Annotated in this window: 17 protein-coding genes; 14 read left to right on the forward strand and 3 right to left on the reverse strand. The window is 47.7% G+C overall.

Features of this window, described 5'->3' with window-relative positions; genetic code table 11:
- The first annotated feature begins 56 nt into the window (after window positions 1-56).
- The 8 genes from ABGV42_RS04755 to ggt all read left to right on the forward strand — a co-directional run bounded on the left by ABGV42_RS04755 (window position 57) and on the right by ggt (window position 9,426).
- Window positions 57-899 (forward strand): creatininase family protein, encoded by an 843-nt coding sequence (locus ABGV42_RS04755; protein WP_347380613.1) that lies wholly within the window; start codon window positions 57-59, stop codon window positions 897-899.
- Window positions 896-1,762: a fumarylacetoacetate hydrolase family protein gene (locus ABGV42_RS04760; RefSeq protein WP_347380614.1), complete on the forward strand. Its 867-nt coding sequence runs from the start codon at window positions 896-898 to the stop codon at window positions 1,760-1,762. Before ABGV42_RS04755 ends, ABGV42_RS04760 begins: the two co-directional genes overlap by 4 nt.
- A 35-nt stretch (window positions 1,763-1,797) precedes the next feature.
- Window positions 1,798-2,814 carry an ABC transporter substrate-binding protein gene (locus tag ABGV42_RS04765; protein ID WP_347380615.1) on the forward strand — a complete coding sequence of 339 codons (1,017 nt, stop codon included), beginning with the start codon at window positions 1,798-1,800 and terminating at the stop codon, window positions 2,812-2,814.
- A 49-nt stretch (window positions 2,815-2,863) separates the two neighbouring features.
- Window positions 2,864-4,198 carry an FAD-binding oxidoreductase gene (locus tag ABGV42_RS04770; protein ID WP_347380616.1) on the forward strand — a complete coding sequence of 445 codons (1,335 nt, stop codon included), beginning with the start codon at window positions 2,864-2,866 and terminating at the stop codon, window positions 4,196-4,198.
- 95 nt (window positions 4,199-4,293) lie between these two features.
- Window positions 4,294-5,976: a CocE/NonD family hydrolase gene (locus tag ABGV42_RS04775; RefSeq protein ID WP_347380617.1), complete on the forward strand. Its 1,683-nt coding sequence runs from the start codon at window positions 4,294-4,296 to the stop codon at window positions 5,974-5,976.
- Between the two features lie 46 nt (window positions 5,977-6,022).
- Window positions 6,023-6,463: a cupin domain-containing protein gene (locus ABGV42_RS04780; RefSeq protein WP_090898515.1), complete on the forward strand. Its 441-nt coding sequence runs from the start codon at window positions 6,023-6,025 to the stop codon at window positions 6,461-6,463.
- Complete coding sequence (locus tag ABGV42_RS04785; protein ID WP_347380618.1) at window positions 6,460-7,788, forward strand: amidohydrolase family protein; 1,329 nt, start codon at window positions 6,460-6,462, stop codon at window positions 7,786-7,788. The genes ABGV42_RS04780 and ABGV42_RS04785 overlap by 4 nt, the downstream gene beginning before the upstream one ends.
- Before the next feature lie 57 nt (window positions 7,789-7,845).
- Window positions 7,846-9,426, forward strand: a complete 1,581-nt coding sequence (ggt, locus tag ABGV42_RS04790; protein ID WP_347380619.1) for a gamma-glutamyltransferase — start codon at window positions 7,846-7,848, stop codon at window positions 9,424-9,426.
- A 561-nt stretch (window positions 9,427-9,987) separates the two neighbouring features.
- Here the strand turns inward: ggt and ABGV42_RS04795 are convergent.
- The gene (locus ABGV42_RS04795; protein WP_347380620.1) at window positions 9,988-10,374 is read right to left on the reverse strand and encodes a hypothetical protein; all 387 of its coding nucleotides are present in this window, start codon (window positions 10,372-10,374) and stop codon (window positions 9,988-9,990) included.
- 6 nt (window positions 10,375-10,380) lie between these two features.
- On the opposite strand from ABGV42_RS04795, the gene ABGV42_RS04800 reads away from it, so the two are divergent.
- On the forward strand, window positions 10,381-10,587 hold the full coding sequence (locus tag ABGV42_RS04800) for a TetR-like C-terminal domain-containing protein (RefSeq protein WP_347380621.1): 207 nt from the start codon (window positions 10,381-10,383) through the stop codon (window positions 10,585-10,587).
- Between the two features lie 91 nt (window positions 10,588-10,678).
- Here the strand turns inward: ABGV42_RS04800 and ABGV42_RS04805 are convergent, their stop codons facing one another.
- Both ABGV42_RS04805 and ABGV42_RS04810 read right to left on the reverse strand, forming a co-directional pair.
- Complete coding sequence (locus ABGV42_RS04805) at window positions 10,679-10,921, reverse strand: sensor histidine kinase (RefSeq protein WP_347380622.1); 243 nt, start codon at window positions 10,919-10,921, stop codon at window positions 10,679-10,681.
- A gap of 34 nt (window positions 10,922-10,955) precedes the next feature.
- Window positions 10,956-11,150: a HAMP domain-containing protein gene (locus tag ABGV42_RS04810; RefSeq protein WP_347380623.1), complete on the reverse strand. Its 195-nt coding sequence runs from the start codon at window positions 11,148-11,150 to the stop codon at window positions 10,956-10,958.
- 115 nt (window positions 11,151-11,265) lie between these two features.
- Here ABGV42_RS04810 and ABGV42_RS04815 point away from each other — a divergent pair, with 115 nt between their 5' ends.
- From ABGV42_RS04815 to ABGV42_RS04835, 5 genes are all read left to right on the forward strand, one after another.
- A complete protein-coding gene (locus ABGV42_RS04815; protein WP_347380624.1) occupies window positions 11,266-12,234 on the forward strand; it encodes a LacI family DNA-binding transcriptional regulator in 969 nt (322 codons plus the stop codon).
- A gap of 236 nt (window positions 12,235-12,470) precedes the next feature.
- Window positions 12,471-13,367 (forward strand): ABC transporter permease, encoded by an 897-nt coding sequence (locus ABGV42_RS04820; protein WP_347383142.1) that lies wholly within the window; start codon window positions 12,471-12,473, stop codon window positions 13,365-13,367.
- Between the two features lie 13 nt (window positions 13,368-13,380).
- The gene (locus ABGV42_RS04825) at window positions 13,381-14,277 is read left to right on the forward strand and encodes a carbohydrate ABC transporter permease (RefSeq protein WP_347380625.1); all 897 of its coding nucleotides are present in this window, start codon (window positions 13,381-13,383) and stop codon (window positions 14,275-14,277) included.
- Window positions 14,278-14,366: 89 nt separating this feature from the next.
- The gene (locus tag ABGV42_RS04830) at window positions 14,367-15,980 is read left to right on the forward strand and encodes an ABC transporter substrate-binding protein (protein ID WP_347380626.1); all 1,614 of its coding nucleotides are present in this window, start codon (window positions 14,367-14,369) and stop codon (window positions 15,978-15,980) included.
- A gap of 25 nt (window positions 15,981-16,005) precedes the next feature.
- Window positions 16,006-18,045, forward strand: coding sequence for a PfkB family carbohydrate kinase (locus tag ABGV42_RS04835; protein WP_347380627.1), 2,040 nt, complete (start codon window positions 16,006-16,008; stop codon window positions 18,043-18,045).
- Window positions 18,046-18,048: the final 3 nt, after the last annotated feature.

An 18,048-nucleotide genomic window follows, 5' to 3' on the forward strand; every position in this document is an offset into this window, starting at 1 on the left:
ATGGACATCAAGCTACGCGTAAAAACAATAAAGCTGCAGGAGAAAGGGTGTCAGTTATGTTTCAACGATATGAAGGAACAGCGTGGGAGGAGCGATTTTTGCCCCGTCTGACAAGCAAACAGGTCAAAGAACTGCCGAAGGATAAGGCGCTGGTTATTCTCCCAGTCGGAGCTGTGGAGCAGCATGGCCCCCATCTGCCCGTATATACGGACACTTTGATTGGGGAAGCGACATTATCACAAACGCTGGAGCGGGTGCGGGCGGATAAGGAGATCTGGCTGCTGCCTCCGGTCTCGTATGGCAAAAGCAATGAACATATCGGACTTCCGGGCACCATTTCCTTATCGGCGAGCACACTGCATGCCATCATGCTGGACATTGCAGAAAGTCTGAAGGCTAGTGGTTTTCGCAAGTTACTGTTGTTTAACACCCATGGCGGCAACGTGGATTTGCTAAATACAGTATCACGTGAAATACGGATCAGAACGGGAATGATGGTTTTCTATCTCAGTCCCAGCAGTCTGAATGTGGCAGAGGATCTCCTGTCTTCCGAGGAGCTGGAATACGGTATTCATGGTGGCGATTATGAGACCTCTCTCGTGATGTCCATTAAACCGGAATGGGTGAAGAAGGAGTTCCTCGTCAAAGAGCTTCCTGACATGTCCTCTTACCGCTTTCTTACATTAGAAGGGAAAATTCGTTTTGCCTGGAAGATGGCTGATATCTCCGCTACCGGTATTGCTGGTGATGCTACGACGGCCACGCCGGAGAAAGGCAGCATTATTCAGGATAGAATCTCAACGATTTTGTCAGAGGCGCTGGAGGAACTGTGTGATTTTGAAATCACCAATGTCCGCGGGACTGAACCGGTTCAGCAGCCAGCAGGAAGCACCCCGTGAAGCTCGTCAGTCTGAAACACGGCGATCGTGAACAGGCCGCGATTGAACATACGGAACGATTCTTTCTTCTAGAGGAGATCAACAGGGCGGAAGGAAGCTCATGGGGCACCTCCGTTATGGAGATTTTGCAGCAAGGCCAGCTAGAGGAGCTATTCCAGTGGTATCAGAAGCACGGGGATAGAACAGTTTCATCAATCCCTTTCATACCTTCAGAAGAAGCTATATCCGCTCCTCTCTTCCGCCACCCTCGTAAAATATGGGGAATTGGCATGAATTATGTGCAAAAAGCGATCGATCTCGCATCTACTCCTCCAGAGCGTGAGCCAGTCTGCTTCATGAAGCCGGACTCAAGCCTGATCGGGCCGGAAGAGTATATCCAGCTGACGGCACAGGATGTGAATGTGACATCAGAAGCAGAGCTTGGTATTATCATCGGCCGAACCTGCAAAAATGTGCCGGAAGAACGTGCGCAGGAGGTCATTGCAGGTTTTGCCGCAACGCTGGATATGACTAACCAGGACATTCACGCACGGAACCCCAGATTCCTGCAGCGATCCAAGGTATTCGATACATTTTTCAGTCTTGGACCACAACTAATAACACCTGATGAAATAAGTGATCTGCAGAGCCTCGTGGTTGAAACTGTGTTGAATGATGAGGTTATTCATAGCAATACGGTGTCTCACATGATGTATCATCCATGGTTCATTGTCTCGTATTTTTCACAGATGATGACTCTCTATCCGGGAGATGTGATCATGACAGGCACACCCGGGTCCGCCCGGATTCAGCAAGGAGATGTCGCCGAGTGTAGAATCAGTGGCTTTATGACGCTTCGAAATCCGGTAGGGGAAGTCCTATAAATCATCAGTAATTTTCCTTGGGGAGTGGTAATGAGATGAACAAGTACAGACAAAAGGGAACTGTATTTTTACTCGCAGCAATATTTTCCTTATCCACATTGCTGGCAGCTTGCGGGAATCAGCCAACTGCTGAGAATGCCTCTGCTACGGGGGGAAGCGAGGAACTCACGGCAATTACACAGGTGACGAACTGGTTTGCACAAGCAGAACACGGGGGGCTGTATGCGGCAAAGGAACAAGGATATTACAATGAGGCTGGTCTCGATATGACCATCCAGGCAGGTGGGCCGCAGGTGTCTCCAACACAGATCGTGGCTTCTGGAAAGGCGCAGTTCGGACTTGCTACAGCGGATCAATTGCTGGTCGCTCGTGAAGAAGGAATCCCTCTTGTAGCGATTGCGACGATATTCCAGAAAAGCCCGCAGGGACTTATGGTTCATGCCAATCAGAACATGTCCTCCCTGGCCGATTTGAACAACCGTTCCGTATACGTGGGGACAGGCTCGGTGTTTTGGGATTTTGTGAAGAGTAAATACCAATTGGGTAACGTGAAGGAATTGGCTTATACCGGTTCTTTGGCTCCTTTTGTAGCTGATGAATCGGTTGCCATTCAGGGATATGTAACCAGTGAACCTTACGAGATGAAGCAGCAGAATGTGGATATTAATTTCCTGCTACTGGCAGATGCCGGTTATAACCCGTATTCCAATGTGCTGTTCACCACGGAGCAGTACTTACAGGATCATCCTGATATTGTGCGTGGTTATGTCGAGGCTTCGATGAAGGGCTGGGATTATTACAAGACCAATTATGATACCGTGAATGACGTCATTTTAAAGGAAAACCCTGATTTTACGAAAGAAAAGCTGAACTATGCCGCAGAAGCGCTTATCCCGTTCGTATACGAAGGTGATGCGGCGACACATGGTGTTGGTTACATGACAGAGGAACGCTGGACGGAGCTTGGAAAGCAGCTTAAGGAGATAGGGGCCTTGAAAGAGGAGCCTGATGTCAGCAAAGTATTTACGGATGAGTTCTTGCCGAATTCCTAAGAGATTCCTTTATTGAGATCAGTATTACAACATACGGGAGGGGAACCGAATGAATGAACATTGGATAGCCGTATTAAAAGAACGCATGGATCCGGAATTGCTGCAGTGGGAGGAGGCAGCCCTTGCCAAATATTCGATGGATTATCATCACTTCTCTCCTGTGCTGGCCAGTCAGCTGCAGGGTAAGGTCGCCGAGTGCATCGCCAGTCCGCGTACCGAGGAAGAGCTTGACAATCTGCTCTCCATTGCAGCAGAGCTGGGAGTTCCGCTGACCATCAGGGGGAACGGCACCGGCAACTATGGCCAATGCGTTCCGGTCACAGGCGGAATCGTCCTGAATCTGGCCAAATACAACAAGGTGCTCGAAATGGGAGAAGGCACGATGCGGATCCAGGCCGGGGCTAGACTCGGGAAAATGGAATCCACTGCCCGCAAGGCGGGTTATGAGCTGCGTACGATGCCTTCCACCTTTCAATCCGCGACGATCGGCGGTTTTTTATGCGGCGGTTTTGGCGGCATCGGTTCGATCAGCTGGGGGACGATCTGGGATGGGCTGGTACGTTCTCTAAAAATCAAGACCGTTGAGGTTCATCCCCGTTCCATTGAGCTCCAGGGAGACGAAGTGCTGCCTTACCTGCATACCTACGGTACAATCGGCATTTTGTCCGAAGTGGAAATCAATCTGGCTCCCCGAGTGGAATGGATGCAATGGGCCGTGACCTTTGACAGTTTTGAACAGGCTTTTCGCTTCGGGCAGTCGGTAGCTGAGGACACTTCCTTGGTGAAACGGCTAATTTCCATCCATGAATGGCCGGTACCATCCTATTTTCTTCCGCTTGATCTCCCCGCTGACCATGCTGTCGCATTACTGGAAGTGGATACATCCAACGAATCCCAGCTTGAACGTATCCTATCGGAGTATGGAGGTAACTTGGCTATGAAGGTCTCTGCCGAACAGTATCACAAAGGTGTAGGTGTCTCCGATTTCACATGGAATCATACAACTTTGTGGGCGCGCAAGGCAGATCCTGGCTTGACCTACCTGCAGCTCAATTTTGAACCATCCAGTGCCCTTGAGCAAATCTCCTCTATGAAAAAGGAATATCCGGAAGTGATGAATCATATCGAGTTTGCCCGGCAAAACGGAAATTTGCTGATCTCCGGCCTGCCGCTGGTTCCCTTCACAACGGAGGAAAACCTGAATCAGCTGATGGAATGTTACGAGAAAAACCGCGTTATAGTCAACAATCCGCATACATGGGATCTGAAGGAAGGCGGGCGATCATACGCCCATGATCGTTTGTGGGAAATCAAACATCGCAATGACCCGAAGGAAATTTTGAATCAGGAGAAATTAAAGCGTTCGGCAGTTAGCGGTATCTGATCAACGGGTGACGGAAGAATGGCGCAACCTGCAGCAGTTAACGTGCCATGCGGGTTTTATAGTCAATCCGTATCTACAGCAAAGGAGCGAGTTGCATGAAATTTGGAAATGTGGTCATCCGCCGAAAGGTTCCTTGCACGATGCGCGACGGCATAACGTTGTATTCAGATATTTACCTGCCGGACGAGACAGGAGAATATCCTGTGCTGCTGATGCGCCAGCCCTACGGACGGTCAATTGCTTCTACCGTTACGCATGCCCACCCCGTCTGGTATGCAAGTAAGGGATATATCGTTGTAATCCAGGACGTCAGGGGGCGGGGTGAGTCGGAAGGCGAATTTAATCCGTTTGTTCAAGAAGCAGAGGACGGATTTGATACCATCGAATGGGCAGCCGGTCTGTCCGGCTCGACCGGGAACGTAGGCATGTACGGTTTCTCTTATCAAGGCCTAACACAATGGGCAGCAGCTTCCCTTCACCCCTCTGCGCTCAAGGCGATTGCACCGAGCATGTGTCCGGCAGACATGTACCACGGCTTATTTTACCCGCATGGCTCCTTCGCACTTGGGAATCATTTGCCGTGGGCTTTCCAACTGGCTCGTGACACGGCACAAAGAGCGGGTGACTTCGAAACGGCAGAGCAATGCTCACGACTCATGCGCAGCCCCGAGGAGATGCTTTGGAAAATGCCATTGAATGAAAGACATCCGATTCTGGAGCAATACTTTCCCGCATTTTATGATTGGATCGATCATCAAGCGTACGATGAGTACTGGGAGCAGATGAACTGGATCAACGATATCGTAAAGGAATCCGTGCCGGCGCTTCATATTGGGGGATGGTATGACGGTTTCCTCATGGGCACGTTACAGTCGTTCGAAGCTCTGCAAGCTACGGCCACGCCGGATTGCTTTCATCGGCTCCTTGTCGGCCCGTGGGCCCATATTCCATGGGGGCGCAGAGCGGGCGGAATCGATCATGGCGAGCAGGCGGATGGTGGTCATCATCTGGAGCAGCTGCGCTGGTTTAATTATTGGCTGAAGGGCAAGGAAGACATGGAACTGTCTGGTGAACTGCCGATCCGATATTTTGACCAATTGAGTCATGAATGGCATACGGCGGAACAGCTGCCTTCGCAATTTGAGGATGGGCCCTCTCCGTCCGAATGGTTTTATCTGTCCGGGTCACAGACCCCGGCGAATGGTGCGGCAGGAGGGGGGAGACTCGAAAAGCATAAGGAAGATGTGGAGGAGGCTGTGCCGGATGTATTCGTGTACGACTCACGTCTGCCGATGCGCCTGGACTCTTACCTGCCGTCCGACCGAGCTGCCATTCAGGAACGGCAAGAGATTTTGGTATATACGGGAGGACCGCTTGCAGAGGATATCCCGGTTTTTGGGTCCCCGGAGTTATCCGTGCAGTACCAAACATTGGGGGGTCCGACGGATCTGGTAGCCATCCTCACCACCGTATCCGAGAAAGGGACGGCCCGGCTACTGAGTGTGGGTCGCACGGAAATCTGCAGTGAAGGAGCAGATGCTTCCAATGAATGGAGAACAGCGCAGATCCGGCTGCGTCCCTTGGCGGCCACCCTTCCGGCTGGCTCGTATGTCCGGCTTGAGTTGACAGGCAGTGCCTTCCCGTTATTCGACCGGCATCCAAACGGTGTCAGGGACGAGATGAACAGCACGGGAACAGGTGGGTTGAAGATTGCTACCACGGCTGTTCGCAGTACAGAACAGGACATATCCTGTTTAAGGCTGCCGGTAAAAAGATAAAAAGCGAAGCATAAAATAAAATCAATCAAAGTGGGGTTGAATGTATATGGTGAACATTCCTGGTCTGGTTGCTGGTAACTTTGAGAATTGTCCCGTCCACAAAATTTCCGCACAGGATACGAATAAGTTCATCCTGCTGTGCGACAGGGAGCAGGTTCCTTTCACTTCATTTGTGGAGATCTTCGAGGTTGGAGGCAGAACTCCATCCAATGAACACCGGGAAGCTTATGAATATTTTTATGTGTTAAAAGGGGAGGGGCTAGCCAAAGTTGGCAACGAGTATGAGACTCCGATCCGCCAAGGCTCATTCATTATCATTCCACCGGGCAACCATCACGATATTATTAACACGGGCAGCACACGTCTGTATTGTCTGACAACCATGGTACCGGACGAAATGTTCTCGGATATGATCAAAGCGGGTCCGGCCACCGAGCTTGACGAGGAGGATCTGGCCGTGCTTCAGGCGCTGGCTACCGCACAATGAGTGCAGGGCTGCGTTTCATTAATGTATGCCTTCCGCATCGGGAAGACCTTGGTCTTTATGAACTAAAGGCGGAGGTTGGAAAATGGGTTAGTATCCGTCGGCAAGATCGTTTCCTTGATGCACGGGAAAGTGGTTCTTCCCGACTGATGGTCCCGCATCAGGCTGGATCGGATCTGAAACGGCTCGCAGACGCGGATTGCATCGATCTGCAGGGCGGCATGATGCTTCCTGGCCTGGTTGACTGTCATATGCATCTGGATAAGGCCTTCTCGCTTGAGCAGGTGTCGAACCGATCCGGTACACTTCATGAAGCCATTCTTAATTACAGCCAGGCTGTACAGACATTCAGCAAGGAGCAGCTAGCGGAACGCATGCTGACTGCAGCCAGAATGGCACTAAGCTACGGGACCACGACCATAAGGAGCCACCTCGACTTCCCTGTTCATTTGGGGAGAGAGGTGGCCTTTCGGACAATTGAGGCAGCCTTGGAAGTACGGGAGAAGTTGAAGGGCCGTATGGCTATCCAATATGCGCTCATGGTACCGTTCCGCGGCAATCATGAAGCTGCGGATGAGGCAATCGAGGAAGCACTTCGGATGGGAATTGATGTGCTGGGGGGAGCCCCTCATCTGGCAGACGATTCTGAAAGAGAGATTGGCAGGATTTTTCGGTTAGCAGAACGTTTTGGCGTACCCATTGATCTGCATGCAGATGAAAGTGATAATCCCGGAAAAAAAAGCGTGCTGAGCATCGCAGAGCATACGATTCGCTACGGTTATCAGGGCAGAGTGACGGCAGATCATCTGTGCTCATTGTCCGCAATGACGGTAAAAGATGCACAGCATGTGATGGCGAAGATGAAGGAAGCCGGTCTGAACGCGGTAACGCTGCCTGCGGTGAACCTGTATCTTCAGGGACGGGAAGATCGCGGCCTGGTAAGACGGGGCATAACACGCATTCGCGAGCTACTTGCAGAAGGCATTCCGCTTGCTGCGGCCTCCGACAATATTCAAGACCCGTTCCATCCGTTCGGTCGCGGGGATCTGATACAGATCGCCCAAATCACATCATATGCTGCCCATATGGGCAGTGAACGGGATTTAGTACAGCTGCTGCGGATGATCACGGATATACCTGCTGAAATCACGGGCCGCGACGAGTATGGAATAGAAGAAGGGCATGACTGCAACTTTGTTGTCACGGATGCTTCGGATGTCACGCAGCTGCTATCAGGTACAAAAATGAGTCGCTGGGTGTATGCCTCCGGCAGATGGCAGTCTGCTTTGCATACAGCTCAGTCATTCGCGTCTGAATTGGTAACATGATTAGCAACAAACAGGAATTACCCTCAGTTGAACATAGAAGAGAAAGAAGGTGGCAGGATGGCTCCACAAGTCACAGGCACACAGACGATGGTAGTCAGTCCTCATTCTTTGGCCAGCGCGGCAGGATCGCGTATTTTGCAGCAGGGAGGTAACGCCTTTGATGCCGCCGTGGCAGTGAGCGCCTGTCTTGCCGTCGTATACCCCCATATGACGGGACTGGGAGGCGATTCCTTCTGGCTGACCTATAGCACCGAAGAGAGAAAGGTCAGGGCATATAACGCGAGTGGACGTTCGGGCAGTCGGATTACCGCGGCCTGCTTCGCCGGCGAATCAGCCATCCCGCAGCGGGGACCCCGAAGCGTCATTACCGTGCCGGGTATGGTGGACGGCTGGGATGCCATATTACAGGAATATGGCTCGAAGACGCTGGCAGAAGTGCTTGAGCCCGCGATCCGTTATGCGCTGGAAGGCTTCCCACTGTCGCCGGACCAGCATGTCAATACGGCTGAGCGTTTCGATGTGCTGGCAGCTTATCCACAGACGGCCGCCATCTATCTACCCGGAGGAAAGGTCCCGGAGCAAGGCAGCCGATTTGTGCAGTCTGCGTTGGGAAGCAGCCTGCTGCAGGTTGCGGACCACGGGAGGGACGTATTTTATTCAGGCAGTGTTGGTCAGGAGATTGTTCGCTCACTTGCGGAGCAGGGCGGTCTGCTGACACTGGAGGATTTTGCGAGACACAGAGGTGAATGGGTGGAGCCGGTCAAAGGGAGTTACCGTGGTCTTGACCTTTATCAGGTCCCGCCGAACTCACAGGGCTTTACCGGCATCATGGCGCTTCATATTCTCGAACAGTTTGATTTTGAGAGTATAGAGCATGGTTCCTATGAGTACTATCACCTGCTTGTGGAGGCGCTGAAGCTGAGCTTCCGCGACCGCGACCGATATTTAACAGACCCACAATTTTCCTCCATCCCACTGGACCGACTGCTGTCCAAATCCTACGCCGCGAAGCTGGCGGCCTGTATCGATATGGAGCGAGCTATGCCGATGGATACCCAGCCGGTAGGCCATGATACGGCATATGCGGCGGTAGTAGACAGTGAGGGCAATGCCGTTTCATTTATCCAAAGCCTCTATTTTGAGTTTGGCTCGGCCGTAGTTGGGGGAGACACCGGTATTTTGCTGCAAAACCGGGGCTCGTTCTTTTCTCTTGAGCCGTCGCATGTGAACAGGCTTGAACCAGACAAAAGAACCTTTCATACCCTGATGCCGGCGATGGCTTGCTGCAATGGGAAGCCGTATATTTTGTACGGAACCCAGGGAGGTGAAGGACAGCCGCAGACACAGACCGCGCTGCTGACCCGCATGGTGGATTATGGCATGACCCCGCAAATCGCTGTGCATGAACCCCGCTGGGTGTGGGGAAGAACATGGGGAGAGGCAACGCAAGCATTGAGAGTGGAGGGCCGGATCGCGGCAGAAGTGCAGCAGCGTTTACGGCTGGCTGGACACGCGGTGCACATAGTTGAAGATTTTGCGGGAGTCATGGGGCATGCGCATGCCATTATGATCGATGACAATGGCTTCCTGCTCGGGGGCACGGACCCACGCTGCGATGGTGCGGCTATTGGATGGTAAATCGGACTCATTGGTTTCTTGATATGCATATTCTCCCATTGTTGGTAGATCAAATGCATCCTGAAAAGAGTCCCATGAAGAGTAAAGCAAAATGCTGCTTGTGCTTTCGGTTGTTGTTTGGGCACGCAAGAAGGAAAAAGTATGATTCCAGTCTTATTGCTGCGTTTCCATAAGGAACGTAATAGTGGCATTATAGGAAAGTTTGTTGAGGGACAAGAACAAAGTCCCATTGAAGTCGCTGTTTTAGCGGCTTTTTTATGTTATCAGTACAAACAAAAGCGCCGCTGCAAGCGACGCCTTTGTTTGTTTTTCAGTATCTTGATATGTCCATATTCCCGTCCAAACAACTCAACACCGTGATCCTTGAACAATAAAGCTACAGACAGGACTGCGTATCTAATTTGTTTTACTCCCTTCCCATATATCGTTCCAGGTACTCATTCAACTTTTCTATATATTTTAAATACAGCTTATTGTCATTTTGAAGACCATGACCTGAATGGGGAAACTCAATATAATCATGGGGAACATTGTTTTCTTCCAATGCGTTGATCAGATGTTTTACTGTTCCGAACGGAGCGCGATCTTATCGTATTTGCCATAGGCAGCTAGCGTTGGTACAGAATTATTATCAATCCACATAAACGGTGAAATATCTTTGACTGCTTCATCATAGATTGCTGTTCCTAACATATCTGTTGTAATCGTGTTACCAGACATCACGCTGAATAAGTTTGCTGCTGCCTCTGGATTCTGATCCAAACCGTAGGTAACCCAGTCCTCTGGATAAAAGCTGGGGGGTCCTACCATCTCAAATACCATTTTTACAGGAATAGGAGAGGTATCCGCATCACGGTAATTATGATGAAAAAGAGGATGTTCTGAAAGAATATCTTTATAAATTAATAGACAGTTGGTATACGGAATATCAAGAGAGTGGTGGTACATCGGAAGATGAACTTTTGGGGAGCTTTGCTGAAGGAAATACTCAAAGAACTATTTGGACCCAAACCAGAATATCCAAACTTCGGTGCTTATGTAGCAGCTTATTTTTCATATGGATTATTCGGATGGATTGAAGAATGGTTTGCTAGAGGTATGCAGGAAACGTCAGAAGAGATGACTTTACTTCTGAAAAACCGTGATTTAAATAAAAAATAATCTCCTGAAGTTGTTGTTGGGATTTGGACATTTTGCCAGAAGCGAACAATCCCATTTTCTCAATCTAGATGCTGAGAAAAAGGGATTGTTGCTAAATCGAAGGAAGAATCACTTCAAAAGTTGTACTTGTGTCATCTGAGCTTGCAACCTGAATCTTCCCGCCATGCAGTACAACAATCTTTTGTGCAATGCTTAAACCCAATCCATTGCCAGGGGAGGCGTGAGAAGAATCTCCTTGATAGAATTTATCGAAAATGTGTTTTTGCTGACTCGCATCAATCCCTGGGCCATTATTGTGAATAGATATACTGACATGTTGATCCTTCGAATCCATAACGATTGTGATCTCGGAATACGAAGGCGAATATTTAATGGCATTTCGGTGTTTTGAATTCATGCGAAAAATTATTAATAAAATCGGAACGCAGCAGTTCAAGACTACCGAGTTCTTCAGCCATGTGATTAAAACTTCGGTTCAACTTTCTTAACTCTTTTGGCCCCTTAAGGTGAATGCGGACGGAGAAATTCCCTTTGGCCAACTGGTATACTTGGTGTGTATCCACCTACTCTGATAATAGTTGATTTATCACTGTTTGGAAACGTTTCAAAAAATATATTGAAACGTTTCCAACTTGGTGTTATTATGAATTTCATAACAAAGCTTAAGTAGGAGGTTAAATGTCAAGTATTAAAGATGTGGCCAGTCTAGCTGGTGTAGCTGTTGGTACGGTTTCCCGTGTGATTAACAACTCAGGCGCAGTAAAACCTGAAACACGCAGAAAAGTAGAAAAAGCTATACAAGAGCTCAATTATTTCCCTAATGAAGTCGCTCGCAATTTCAAGATGCAGAAATCAAAGACTGTAGCATTACTACTCCCAAGTATCTGGAATCCTTTTTTTTCTGAACTGGCTTATTACATAGAAGATGAGCTAGATCAGGAAGGCTTTAAACTTATGCTGTGCAATAGCGGAGGCAAGCCAGAAAAGGAACTATATTACCTGGATATGCTGCGACAAAACAAAGTCGCCGGGATTGTCGGTATTACGTATAACGATATCGAAAGCAGTGTGAGCAATAACATTCCGATTGTGAGTATTGACAGACACTTCAACAAAAAAATCACGTGTGTGACATCAGATAATTATGAAGGAGGACGTCTCGCTTTAAGGAAACTTGTAGAGGCAGGCGCCAAAAAACCAGCTTTTATTGGAAGCGTTACTTCTGTCTTTAGCGAAACGATGAACCGTAGAAAAGGGTTTGTTGATGAAGCACAGAAAATGAACGTTGACTATGTCATATACGAGAAGCCAGACCCCATTATCGACGATAACAGCTATTTTAACGAGTTCTTTAGTACTCATCGCGATGTAGACGGTATTTTTGCCATTACGGATCTGTTAGCCGCCAATTATATCGACAGGGCGAGCAGGCTGGGGATACGTGTTCCAGAAGATGTTAAGGTCGTCGGATATGATGGCATCCAAGATCACCCTTATTTCCACCCCATATTATCGACTATTAGGCAACCCGTAGAGGAAATGGCACGTACAACCATTAGACTTTTATATCAAAAGTTCGAAGGCGCGGCGCTAGAAAAGGACGTATATCATCTGCCTGTGCAATTCAGACAAGGTGAGACTACGTAACTTATATAATTGATCGTTAGCGAATATTTTGCTAACGATCTAAGAAATCAAAAACCAAGTCGCTTCAAATGCATGAGAAAATGGAGGAGAGGGGTTTTATTCACGTAAAAATGGAAACGTTTCAATTTTTATTGGAAACGTTTCAATGCAGTGCTACTTCAACGAAGAGAGGGAATGCGAAGGTGAATTCAAAAAACTCTACTGGATACCAAACCTCACGCCAAGTGAGAAACCACATGTGGACTCGTGTCAAGCGCGACTATGAACTGTATCTGTTTCTTTTACCCATTATAATCATATATCTCGTCTTCAAGTATTACCCCATGTATGGAGTACAAATTGCATTCAAGGACTTTTCGCCGAGCCAGGGAATTTGGGGAAGTGAATGGGTAGGACTCCAGCATTTCATTGATTTCTTTAATTCCTATAACTTCTGGTCGATCATAACCAATACGATAACACTCAGCTTTCTATCGTTACTGTTTGGATTTCCAGTCCCGATAATCATTGCAATTATGCTGAATCAGATGTTAGGCAAGCGTTATAAGAAATTTATCCAGACTGTGATTTATGCACCTCACTTTATTTCTACCGTTGTTCTTGTCGGTATGCTCCATGTTTTTTTATCGCCTAACAGCGGAATCGTTAACCATCTTATTACCTGGCTCGGGGGTGAGCCGGTTCTCTTTATGGCTGACGAAGGGTGGTTCCGTCCGTTGTACATCTTGTCGGGGATCTGGCAAGAGACGGGATTTGCCACGATTATTTACCTTGCTGCTCTGGCGGGCGTGAATCCCGAACTGCATGAGGCGGCAATTATGGATGGAGCAAGTAAATGGAAACGAGTTTGGTATGTGGATATTCCAAGCATTCTGCCGACGATCGTCATCTTGCTGATTCTCGCGCTCGGTAACATCATGAGTATCGGCTTTGAGAAGGCTTTTCTTATGCAAAACGATTTGAACTACGCCACTTCCAATATTCTTCCGACCTATGTTTATGAGATGGGGATTCAGAAGGCACAATACAGCTTTTCTACGGCAGTCGGACTGTTCAATTCGATCATCAATATCATCCTGATTGTCACCGTCAACCGAATTGCCAAAAGATTGACGGAAACAAGCCTTTGGTAAGGGGGAGCTCTCTTTGAATCAACTATTGAAAAGAAAAAGCCGTGGAGATGTTTGGTTTGATGTTATCAACCTAACCTTGTTGAGCGTGGTTATGCTGCTCGTTTTATTTCCGTTGTATTTTGTGTTGATTGCTTCATTCAGTGATCCCAATCATATTTACTCTGGGGATGTTTGGTTAGTTCCAAAAGGTTTTACGTTGGATGGATATGCACGAATATTTAGCGATTCATCCATTTGGATCGGGTATGCCAACTCCATTTTATATGCCGGGTTAGGAACATTGATTGGAGTAGCCGTTACCGTATTTGCTGCCTATCCGTTAGCTCGTAAAAATCTGGTGGGAAAATCCGGATTGATGTGGTTCTTGATGATCACCATGTTTTTTAGCGGCGGACTTATTCCTACGTATCTGTTGATCAAAGATCTCCATATGTTGAATACCATCTGGGCCCTTGTTATTCCTGGAGCCGGCAGTGTATTTAATGTCATCATCGTAAGGACATTTTTTCAATCATCCATCCCCGATGAACTGTGGGAGGCTGCTTCAATTGATGGTTGTTCCAACACCAGATTTTTCTGGAGTATCGTATTGCCATTGTCAAAATCAATCATTGCCGTCATGGTTCTATACCATGTGGTAGGTTTCTGGAACGGTTTTTTCGATGCTTTGATCTATATGAACGACGAGAGCAAGTACCCTCTGCAGTTGGTGCTTCGCAATATACTCGTCCAGAATCAGGTGAATTCCGGCATGATGATGGATGTCGAATCATATGCAGCCAAGATGCGCGTCACGGAGCTTATCAAATATGGTGTCATCATCGTTTCGAGCTTGCCGCTGCTCATTTTATATCCATTCTTACAAAAGTACTTTGTCAAAGGTGTAATGATCGGTTCGATCAAGGGCTGATATGGATAGGGTACTTGAGAGGGGGGATGTACGGCAAAATCAAAGCATCTGCAAGCTTAAAGAAAACTTCTTAGGGAGGCTCATGTACGATGAAATCGGTATTTAAAGGTGCAGGTATTTTAATTCTTACGGGAGCGGTTGTCATAAGTGGATGCTCAGGAGATAACAGTGGAGCAAAGAATTCCGATCAGGCTATCGCTTTTAACAAAACGGGTCTTCCGATTGTCGAAGACGCAATTTCTTTGAAAATGATATCCCCCAAAGCCGCATTGGCACCGGAGTACTCGCAAATGGAAATTTTTAAACGGCTTGAAGAACAAACCAACGTGAAGATTGAGTGGGAAAATATCCCGGATACCGACTTTACAGAAAAAAAGAATTTGTTACTAGCCAGTGGCAATTTGCCGGATGCCTTTTACGGAGCGGGATTTACGGATTACGAATTAATTAATTATGGGAAAGACGGGACCATCATCCCGTTGGAAGATTTAATTGATCAATATGCACCTAATCTGAAAGCGCTTTTAGATCGTCGACCTGATATCAAGTCTTCTATCACAGCTCCGGATGGGCATATTTACGGGTTACCTTCTTGGGAAGAGAACAACCTTGGCACCAATCCCTTCTTTCACGTGATCAATAAAAAATGGCTCGACAAACTGGGATTAGATATGCCGCAGACCTTGGATGAATACACGGCGGCACTGGTTGCATTTAAGACCCAGGATCCCAATGGAAACGGTAAAGCCGATGAAATTCCATTAAGTTTTATGCACATGCAATGGTGCATGGATATAGCGGGTATTTTCGGAGCGTTTGGACTTCCGGATAACCTGGAGCACCGTGTTGTACGGGATGGTAAAGTCATTTTTACTGCAACCCAGCCGGAATACAAGGAAGCGCTTAAATATTTTAACGAGAAATGGTATAAACAGGGCCTCATTGACCCCGAGTCCTTCACTCAGGATGCAGCACAGTATCTGGCCAAGGGAAAAACAACGGATGAAACGCTCGGTTCTTACATCTGGTGGGAGAAGGAAGAGGTTGTGGGGACTGAACGAGGCCAGGATTACGCGTTGCTGTCACCATTAAAAGGACCTGATGGTGACCAAACCATCGGACGGAGCAATGGAGGCGGTCCCGGTCGTGGTGCCTTTGTAATTACAAAAGAAAACCAAAATCCTGAGATTACAATGCGATGGATTGATCAGCAATATGAACCATACATGGCTGCTCAAATTCACTGGGGTCCACTGGACGTAGTCTTCGAAAAGGATGAGAGTGGAAAATTGGTAAATTTTCCGCTGCCTGAAGGAACCTCTGCTGGGGAATTCCGCCAAAAAGTGGCTCCAGGCACAGGGGGACCCGGGGTCATAACCATTGAAGATTTCGGAAAAGTAGTGGATATGGAACCTCGAGCACAGCAGCGTGCTAAAGATTTAGAGACATACTATGATCCTTACATGGAAAAGGAAAACTATCCAAGTATCTTCTTTGAACCTGAAGAGTTGGACAAAATCAATCGAATCGAATCGGAACTCATAAAATACGTGAACACTCAACGCGGTAAATTCATTGTTGATGGCGGTGTCGATGAACAATGGGACAATTATGTGAAAACACTGGAGAAGATGGGATTGAATGAATTGATGGAAATCTATCAAAATGGGTTGGATCGTTATAATGCAACGTTAAATAAATAACTTAAATGATAGGTGGAGAGAAGCCGTGCTTGATGTAATTGCCATTGGGGAAGTATTGATAGATTTTACACCTGCTGATCCTACAGCAAGAGGCAACGAGCAGTTTGAGTGTAATCCTGGGGGAGCTCCAGCTAACGTAACCGTGTCGCTATCTCAATTGGGAGTTAAAACTGCTTTTGTTAGCAAAGTTGGAGAAGATCGTTTCGGGTCGTTACTGCATGAAACTTTATTGAGCAGTGGTGTTGACGTTTCAGGGCTGTCATTTACCAAGGAAGCCAATACAACGCTTGCTTTTGTCCATTTGGATGATAAAGGGGACCGATCTTTTAGCTTTTATCGTAAACCTGGCGCGGATACTTTGTTAAGCCCACAAGATATCCCGCTTGATCGAATTGAAAGTTGTAGATTATTCCATTTCGGATCGCTATCAATGACTCATGAGCCTGCTCGTTCGGCAACAAGAACTGCTGTTGTGAAGGCCAAAGAAGCAGGTGCGATGCTTTCTTACGATCCGAACATTCGGTTTTCGCTATGGGAAACGACAGAGGAGGCAAAACAGAATATCCTTTGGGGTATGAAATATGCTGATATTCTGAAGATTTCAGAGGAAGAGCTCTCCTTCATCACCGGTATAAATGACATAGAAAAAGGATCTTTATCACTGCAACAGCAATTTGGTATCACCGTAATTGTCGTAACGTTAGCCGAAAAGGGCTGCTATTACCGATTGCCTGCTCATGAAGGATATATCCCAGGTTTCTCGGTGAAAGCTGTCGACACGACAGGAGCGGGTGACGCATTCATGGGTTGTTTGCTATTTAAGCTGCTAGAAGGTGGGATTCCGTTACATCAGATAACACAGGACCAAATCAACAGCGCTTTGACATTTGCTAATGCCGGCGGGGCGTTAGTGACAACACGGAAGGGAGCTCTTCAATCGATGCCGACGACAGATGAGATAAATAAGTTAATGAAATCCAAACAGCTCAATCAGGATAGTTGGAGACCTGGTTTTCACTTTTCACCTCCTTCACACTGGTTGAATGACCCGAACGGATTAGTTTATTACGAAGGAGAGTATCATCTGTTTTATCAATACCACCCCTTTAGCACCAAATGGGGGCCGATGCACTGGGGCCATGCCATAAGCCCGGATCTGATTCATTGGCAGCATGAACCTATCGCTTTGTTCCCAGATGAACATGGAGCCATTTTTTCCGGTTGCTGTGTCGTTGACTGGAATAATAGTAGCGGTCTGTTCAACGGTTCGCATGGATTAATAGCGATTTTCACTCATGCGGATACAGATCCGGAGAGCGGACAGCCCAGGCAAAGGCAAAGCTTGGCATACAGCAGTGATAAAGGCCGGACTTGGCACAAATATGCGGGAAATCCGGTTCTCGCTGAACCCGGTCTGATTGACTTCCGGGACCCTAAAGTTTTCTGGCACTCCAAAAGTAAACGATGGATTATGGCTATCGTAGCTGGAGACCATGTTCGCTTCTATGGATCGGAGAATTTGCGTGAATGGTCACTGACAGGCGAGTTCGGACAAATGGAAGGCTCACACGATGGCGTTTGGGAGTGCCCGGATCTCTTTGAATTACCAATCGATGACACTGGGAAGACCAAGTGGGTACTCATCATAAGCATTGGCGACAATCCTGCTTGTCCCGAAGGGTCCCGCACACAATACTTTATCGGCGATTTTGATGGACAAACATTCATCAACGATCATGCTGCAGATCATGTGATGTGGCTGGATTATGGTCGGGACAACTATGCAGGGGTTACCTGGTCAGATATACCTGAGCAAGACGGACGGCGAGTAATGATTGGTTGGATGAGTAATTGGAAATATGCCAACGATACACCGACCGAATCCTGGCGAGGGTCCATGACGCTGCCTCGTGCTTTGTCTTTGACCAGCCGGGAAGAAGGCGTTGTACTCATTCAAATGCCTGTTCGGGAAATAGAGCAGTTACGAAATGAGTCCATGAGCTGGTCTGACGTAAAGTTACACCTAGGACACCGTTTACCCGCAAAATTAGTCATGATTTACTAGAGA

Origin of the sequence: Paenibacillus pabuli (assembly GCF_039831995.1) — a bacterium.
In the GTDB taxonomy this organism is placed as follows: Bacteria; Bacillota; Bacilli; order Paenibacillales; family Paenibacillaceae; genus Paenibacillus; species Paenibacillus pabuli_C.